7 protein-coding genes are annotated in these 6838 nt (G+C 43.5%); all 7 read right to left on the bottom strand.

From position 1 onward, the window contains the following. Window positions 1-106: 106 nt before the first annotated feature. On the bottom strand, window positions 107-988 hold the full coding sequence (rarD, locus tag Q0612_RS04015) for an EamA family transporter RarD (protein ID WP_298881065.1): 882 nt from the start codon (window positions 986-988) through the stop codon (window positions 107-109). Between the two features lie 89 nt (window positions 989-1077). Then, window positions 1078-2256, bottom strand: a complete 1179-nt coding sequence (locus tag Q0612_RS04010; RefSeq protein ID WP_298881063.1) for an MFS transporter — start codon at window positions 2254-2256, stop codon at window positions 1078-1080. Window positions 2257-2267: 11 nt separating this feature from the next. Further along, the gene (locus Q0612_RS04005; RefSeq protein ID WP_298881062.1) at window positions 2268-2801 is read right to left on the bottom strand and encodes a methylated-DNA--[protein]-cysteine S-methyltransferase; all 534 of its coding nucleotides are present in this window, start codon (window positions 2799-2801) and stop codon (window positions 2268-2270) included. 55 nt (window positions 2802-2856) lie between these two features. Beyond that, complete coding sequence (locus tag Q0612_RS04000; RefSeq protein ID WP_298881060.1) at window positions 2857-3498, bottom strand: DNA-3-methyladenine glycosylase; 642 nt, start codon at window positions 3496-3498, stop codon at window positions 2857-2859. Window positions 3499-3634: 136 nt separating this feature from the next. After that, the gene (locus Q0612_RS03995) at window positions 3635-4222 is read right to left on the bottom strand and encodes a hypothetical protein (RefSeq protein ID WP_298881058.1); all 588 of its coding nucleotides are present in this window, start codon (window positions 4220-4222) and stop codon (window positions 3635-3637) included. Next, complete coding sequence (locus Q0612_RS03990; protein WP_298881056.1) at window positions 4219-5205, bottom strand: hypothetical protein; 987 nt, start codon at window positions 5203-5205, stop codon at window positions 4219-4221. The genes Q0612_RS03995 and Q0612_RS03990 overlap by 4 nt, the downstream gene beginning before the upstream one ends. Before the next feature lie 34 nt (window positions 5206-5239). Then, on the bottom strand, window positions 5240-6574 hold the full coding sequence (locus Q0612_RS03985) for an ADP-ribosylglycohydrolase family protein (RefSeq protein ID WP_298881054.1): 1335 nt from the start codon (window positions 6572-6574) through the stop codon (window positions 5240-5242). Between the last annotated feature and the right edge of the window lie 264 nt (window positions 6575-6838).

Below are 6838 nucleotides of genomic sequence, written 5' to 3'. Positions count from 1 at the left end.
TACCGAGCGCGTAGTGGACTTTCACCACCTAGTTATCGCCCATGCTGGGCGCACCGCTAAAAAACTCCTGCCTCCAGGCCCATAGTCTGCCGGCAGGAGTTTATTTTTATCTTCTTAGCTGCGACCAGATGAACAGCGCAAGTCCCGCCCAAATGCAGCCAAAGGCTATAGCAGTAGTACCGGTGAACGGTTCACCGTAAATCAGCACGCCTATCATCAGCGAGATAGAAGGCGAGATATATTGCAAAAAGCCAACAATATTCAATGGCAGCTTACGCGCGCAGGCCGTAAAAAGCAGCATCGGTGTCGCCGTAACAGCGCCTGCACCTGCCAAAAGCAGCAGCGTATTCATATCGCAGCTTTGGTATACATTGCCTCCCACAGTATTCAGGTAATACAAATAGCCTGCAGCCAAAGGTGAAATCAACAATGTTTCCAACAGGATACTCGTCATCGGTTGGGCAACGATAATTTTTTTCAGCAAACCATAGAAGGCAAAGGTCAATGGCAGTGTCAGTGCTATCCAGGGCAAGCCGCCGTTATGGACAATAATCACACCGATGCCGACAGCAGCGCAGCTAACAGCTGCAATTTGCAGCTTAGCAAGGCGCTCACGCAGAAATACTACACCAAAGAGCACGTTCATCAGCGGGCTGATATAATAACCCATGCTTGTTTCTACAATGTGCCCTGCTTCTACCGCCCAAATAAAAATACCCCAGTTGAAGCTAATCATAATTGCTGCCAGCACCATGCAGCAGGCAGTCTTTTTCGTGCTGAAAATCGCCTTAGTTTCCTGCATGAAGATGTTCAGCTTGCCTGTTGCCAATAATAAAAGAAAGACGAAAACGGCCGACCATAAAAAACGGCTCGCCAAAATTTCCATCGCTTCAACATGCTGCAGCAACTTCCAGTATATCGGCAGCACGCCCCATAACAGATAGGCACCAAGACCATAAAAAATACCAAGTCTATAGTTATTATCCATAAGAAAATACCCCTCTATAAAAATTTATAATATGATTTACATAAGACAGACCAGAAAATTTCAGCAAGCATTATTCAACATAAACTATCTTATTTTTGCAGCTTTTTCGGTATCGGAATCCAAATAGCCGTAATCGCCGCTACAATCGGCAACCACACCAAAAGCTGCATAACCATCGGCAGGCCGAACTTATCGGCCAGCACGCCGAGAATCGTCACGCCAAAGCCACCTAAGCCAACGCTGAAGCCGATTGTCAGACCGGACGCCATGCCCACATTATTCGGCATCATACACTGCGCAATAATAATGGTAGTCGCAAAGGAGCCGATGATGCAGAAGCCTGCAATAACAACAGAAGCCATAGCAAAAAGCTTAGTCGTAGCAATCGTAATACAGTAAATCGCCGGAATGCTCAGCGTAATAGAGCCCAAGAGAATTTTGCGTGCTCCCAGCCTGTCGCTCAAAATTGAACCTACATATGTACCGGCTACACCGCCTAAGAGGAAGCCGGAAACAAGACTGCTGGAGAACACTGCCTCAAAGCCACGGAACTTCATAAAATACAACGGCAGATATGTTGAAATACCGCTGTGAATAGAAGAACGCATGAAGATATAGAACAAAATCAGGAAAAGCGCAAAATACGACATTTTTTCGCTTGTACCGTCAGCAGCCTTCTTAGCCTGCTGCACCTCATGCTCCTTGTTGACACGGATATAATCCGGCATGGCTTTTGCCATCAGCAAGAAAACAAGCAGACCAGGGATAGCGAAATACATAGTATTGTGAATGCCGCCGGCCAAGCCTAAAAGGAAGGTCATGAAGATAGAGCCCACCGCCATACCCGCATTACCGCCGATAGAAAACAAGCCCATATTCTTCGTGCGATTGGTGTCATCACTCAAAAAGTTGACTGTTTTAGAAGCCTGCGGGTGATAGGTAGCGCTCGCCAGGCTGATAAAAATAACCGTGCATAAAAGCAGCGTGTAGCTGGAAACCCAGCCTACAAAGGCGAAGCCCGCGCCTGCCAGCGCCGCGCAAAGCGGCAGGAAGCGCGGCAGCGAGCGCCTGTCGGTAAGATAGCCGAAGGCCGGCTGAATAACAGATGACATAATATTTTGCAGTAGCACAATCGCCGCCAATTGTGAATAGCTCAAGGAAAACAGCTCCTTCAGCTGCGGTAAAACGATAGGCAGCGCACCCGCCTGCATATCGGTAACAAGATGTCCCAATGCCAAAGCGACAACAGGATAATACATTTTATTCATAAAAAACTCCTTTATAACGCTGTACCCTTTGTCGGTACAGTTAATTTACTCATATCAATCTTTTCTAGCTCCAGCAGACGCAGCTTGCGCCACATACCGCCGCCATAGCCGGTAAGGCTGCCATTAGCACCTATTACGCGATGGCAGGGAATAATAATGCAGAGCGGATTACGACCTACAGCACCGCCCACAGCCTGCGCCGACATGCGCGCAAGACCACGCTGCGCTGCAATTTCGCGCGCAATATCGCCATAAGTAATGAGGCTGCCATAAGGTATGTTTTGCAATATTTTCCAGACACGTTCCTGAAAATCACTGCCGGTAAACTGCAAAGGTACATTTACTTTCGGCTCACAGCCTGCGAAATATTCCGCCAACCACTTTTCGGCAAGTGCAAAGACAGGCAGCTCCGCATTTTGCGCATCTTGAATATCTTTGTCGCCATAATGCTTATCGTCTGCAAACCATAAACCTGTTAAAGCCTGCCCATTGCTCCGTAAGGTTATCTCGCCTAAAGGCGAAGAAATCTTTTTATAGTACAACATATTCAACCTCATTTATTTTGCGTTGTAACACTAAAGGAAATCGAACCCTTATAATTTAACGTTTTTTCGCAGGCGCATAATCCTTCATGCCCTCTATCGCACCGCCGGCAATCGCCCAAAGGTAAATGGCTGCCGTACTGCCGTAGGGGCTGTAACGTTTTTGATATTTATTAAACAGCTCGCGGGTTATTTTACGGTGATGATATAGCATCCGCAAACCGCGCTGAATTGCCAAATCATCAAAGCTTAAAATATCCGGTCGCTGCAGGCAGAACAGTAATATCATTTCTGCCGTCCATTTACCGATACCCTTCAGGCTGCTCAACGCTGTAATCGCCTCTGCATCGCTCATATGCTCCACTGCCTGCAAATCAAACTCGCCATTGATTATTTTGCGCGCAAAATCCTTGATGTATTCCGCCTTACGCAGGCTCATGCCTAAGGCCTGCAGCTCATCAGCCGAAGCAGCATATATCACCATAGGTGTAACTGTTATCAGCTTTGCTTCCAAACGCGCCCAAACAGTTGCCTGCGCCTTGGATGATATCTGCTGACCGACAATATGACGTACAACAGCAGCAAAAAGATTAGCGTCCAGTTTACGCTCAATATGACCGATTTGCTCTATAGCCAAAGCAAGCCTTTTATCTTTGCGCTTAAGATAATTTATTTCCGTTTCGCCGTATTGAAAGTACATCGCTGCACCTGCCTTCTGAAAGTATAATGATATTATAACGCGTAAGAAGCAAAAAGAATAGCGGATAAGCATACAAATTCAGCAGAAGCTTTGCGAAAAAAGAAAAGCCAGACAGCTTCACGCTGTATGGCTCATATTAAAGACACTCGATAATAGCTTTTAAAATCGCGCTGGTTTCTTCTATAGGCCTAGCAAGGCTTTCGTCAAACACCATTTCCGGCAAGAGCGGCACATGTACAAAGCCCACTTTCGTTGTCGTACCGGCGTAAGCATGGGCAGCACGGTAAAAAATTTCGTTGCAGACATAGCCGCCGGAAGCAAACTCCAGCTGCACGGGCAACTTCTGCGCACGTAAAGAGCGGACTATTTCATGTACAGGAATCGTAGCAAAGTAGGCGGCGGGGGCGTCAGCAAGAATTGGCTCATTCCACGGCCTGCGGCCCATGTTGTCTTCGATGAACGCATCCTTAATGTTGAGCGCGGCAAGGTTGATTTCCACATCTGTCGAGCCACTGTTCATGCCCGTCAGCAGGATAACGTCGGGCTGCACGCGCTCGGCCTCTTCCAAAAGCAGACGTGGAGCGAGATTGAAGATGTTCGGCAGGCGCAGCTTGTGTATATGGTAGTTGTTGATAGTTTCGGGTAAAGCCTTGACCGCTTCCCAAGACGGATTGAGCGTGTAATGGGCAAAGGGATCGAAGGCGGTGAGAAGAAGAGATTTCATTTCAATGCCTTCCGCATATATTCTGTCCAATAGCTAATGCTATCAGAAACAATATTTGTTGCTGCATCAGACATAGCAAACTTGAACAATTCTTCTGGCGATATTTGTTCTATATTCTCATTCTTATTATTGGAATCAAAATTTTTTACTGTTCCTTCGCTCGTAAATAAGAAAACCTTGCCTTGCAAATGCCTAAAGTCGTTTGCATCAATATCTACATTACCTTTTTTAACTTGAATATATACGTGACTTCTATCTTCAGGATCAAGCAAAACACACTCATAAAGCTCTGTAGATTTCTTATTCGTTGACGGAATCACTATATATTTATATTCAGAGAATAAATACGCACACACTAAATCCTCACAATCAGTTGGTGACAACAGAGAATACAAAGTTTCTTTATTAGGTTCAATAGCTAAACCTTGATAATGTTCTTTTTTCATTATTGTATTATAATAATGCTTTGAAAAAGTTTCTACTTCCCTAGAAGCTATACGTTGTAGCGTTTTACCACGAATAAATGCTATTGTGACTGCGCCAGGAACACTAGATTCATCGCCTACTTTTATCCATTCGATATCTGTTCGTTGTGTAGTAGAATCCCTATCTAACAACTCTCGACTACTATCATAAATCCATTGACTATTCTCGCCAACTCTACCAATATAGTAAATTCCCTTATCACGTATCCACACCAAATCATCAGGTTTTACATTATAATATAATCTTCTTACATTATCATCAACACTACCACCATAAACATTCCACTCTTTAATCAATGCCGCATAATCATCATAAGATTTAATACCTGAACGCTGTTTCTGAATCTTTTGCTTGTCAGTTTCATTGATATTATTTCCCTCTAAATGCCTATCACTAAGCGACCACCCCATAGCCAATACACTTTTATTAAGGCAAAGATCAATGCGACTCCCACCAAGACTACCAACTATTTTAATATGCGATCTCCAAATAGTCATTATAAAGCACCTCCAAAGCGCACAAAACTGGTTTTTATTTAAACATAAATGATGAACAAAATAAGCGATAAGCTTTTTTCTGTAATCCATCCATGTATTTCAACGCCTGCTGTTCAATTCGATAAGGTACACCATAATAAGCACCTGCAACCGCACCTGTTATAGCTGCAATTGTATCACTATCTCCACCGATAGATACTGCGTTTCTAATTGCATCTTCAAAATCAGTCGCTTCGAAAAAAGCTTTTAACGCCTGCGGAACAGTCTCCTGACACGTTTCATTAAATTCGTAATCAGCACGGATTTCGTCTAGCGTGAAGTTCATCGGATAATATTCATTATCTATCACAGTAAAAATTTCTTCTTTCTTGCTTCCATGTAAAGCCATATATGTTGCAACTGCAGTAGCTTCAGCACCCTTTATCCCTTCTGGATGGTTATGCGTAACGCTAGTAACAATTCTAGACAGTTCCTTCACTTCTTCTATAGATTTAGCAACGTAAGCTACTGGGCTAACACGCATAGCTGAACCATTGCCAAAACTATTATAAGGCTGCGGATCGTTCGTTCTAAGCCAATCAGAAAACATACTTCCGTAACCCGCCTTAGGATATCTCATTCCCCAAAGCTGCATTTGTTTTATCGTTTCAGCAGCAAGTTTGCTGTAATCTTTCTCACATTCTACCAAAGCACTCGCAATAGCCAACGTCATCATGCTATCATCAGTTGGGCAGCAATGCTTGGAGAATAATGGAAAATCTTTCGTTTTTATTTCATTGAATTCATATACAGAACCAACGATATCGCCAATAATAGCACCTAACACACGGCGCATCTTTCTTTTAAGCAAAGCTGCTTCCTTCCAGTCAATCCCTTCAACATGCATGACTTCTGTACTTTCCTCTTTCTTAGCAAACACTTGCTCAGTTATCTCTTTCCAGTGCCAGTCTGAAGGAGCTTTTTCTTCAATGCACACCATAGCAAAGACAGAGACTGCCATATCATAGTCGCACGCTCCATCTGGTGCTTCAAGAACATAGATATGATTATTGCCCTCTTTATCCATTTTGCCATACTCAACACGATAGTTTTTCTTGATATGTACGCCATCATAGCGAATATATCCTTCAACCAGACTTTGGATGAAGTCGACGGGTCTATCTGCAATTACATCAAGATTTACGCAGATGAATTCGTCCATGACAGGGCGCATATTACACATATACTTCATGATTTTGTCTTCAAACTCATATACATTCATATATGAATTGATGTTAAGCACACATGAAGCTGCTCCCTTGCAATTTATTCTTTCACAAGGAATGATTTCAATATTAGAAGCGTTAGTTTTGTTTTCTTCGTAGGACATATTTTTCACCTCGTAGCCAAGACACCAGGATTTAATACTTCATCTTTGAAATATTTCTCCCTAAATTGATTTCATCTATAGTTACGTTGCTCGCCCAAAATTTCGCCCGGTTTTGGGAAAATTCTTTAGATATTATATACTATCCAGAGAAAAAGTGCAAATTTAAGTATCTACATATAGAAAAAACAGCTCATGCAATGCATGAGCTGTTTTTCTAACCGGCAGCTATCTATCCTCCCAGGCCGCTTCCAGCCAAGTACTTTC

This window comes from uncultured Phascolarctobacterium sp. (assembly GCF_937920985.1).
GTDB lineage: Bacteria > Bacillota > Negativicutes > Acidaminococcales > Acidaminococcaceae > Phascolarctobacterium_A.
This window is presented reverse-complemented; position numbering and strand designations above follow the sequence as displayed.

What these genes read in the sequence shown, in the direction of transcription:
- Q0612_RS04005 (WP_298881062.1), bottom strand. Translation starts at nt 2,801, where the DNA reads ATGTTGTACTATAAAAAGATTTCTTCGCCTTTAGGCGAGATAACCTTA.
- Q0612_RS03995 (WP_298881058.1), bottom strand. Translation starts at nt 4,222, where the DNA reads ATGAAATCTCTTCTTCTCACCGCCTTCGATCCCTTTGCCCATTACACG.
- Q0612_RS04000 (WP_298881060.1), bottom strand. Translation starts at nt 3,498, where the DNA reads ATGTACTTTCAATACGGCGAAACGGAAATAAATTATCTTAAGCGCAAA.
- rarD (WP_298881065.1), bottom strand. Translation starts at nt 988, where the DNA reads ATGGATAATAACTATAGACTTGGTATTTTTTATGGTCTTGGTGCCTAT.
- Q0612_RS04010 (WP_298881063.1), bottom strand. Translation starts at nt 2,256, where the DNA reads ATGAATAAAATGTATTATCCTGTTGTCGCTTTGGCATTGGGACATCTT.
- Q0612_RS03985 (WP_298881054.1), bottom strand. Translation starts at nt 6,574, where the DNA reads ATGTCCTACGAAGAAAACAAAACTAACGCTTCTAATATTGAAATCATT.
- Q0612_RS03990 (WP_298881056.1), bottom strand. Translation starts at nt 5,205, where the DNA reads ATGACTATTTGGAGATCGCATATTAAAATAGTTGGTAGTCTTGGTGGG.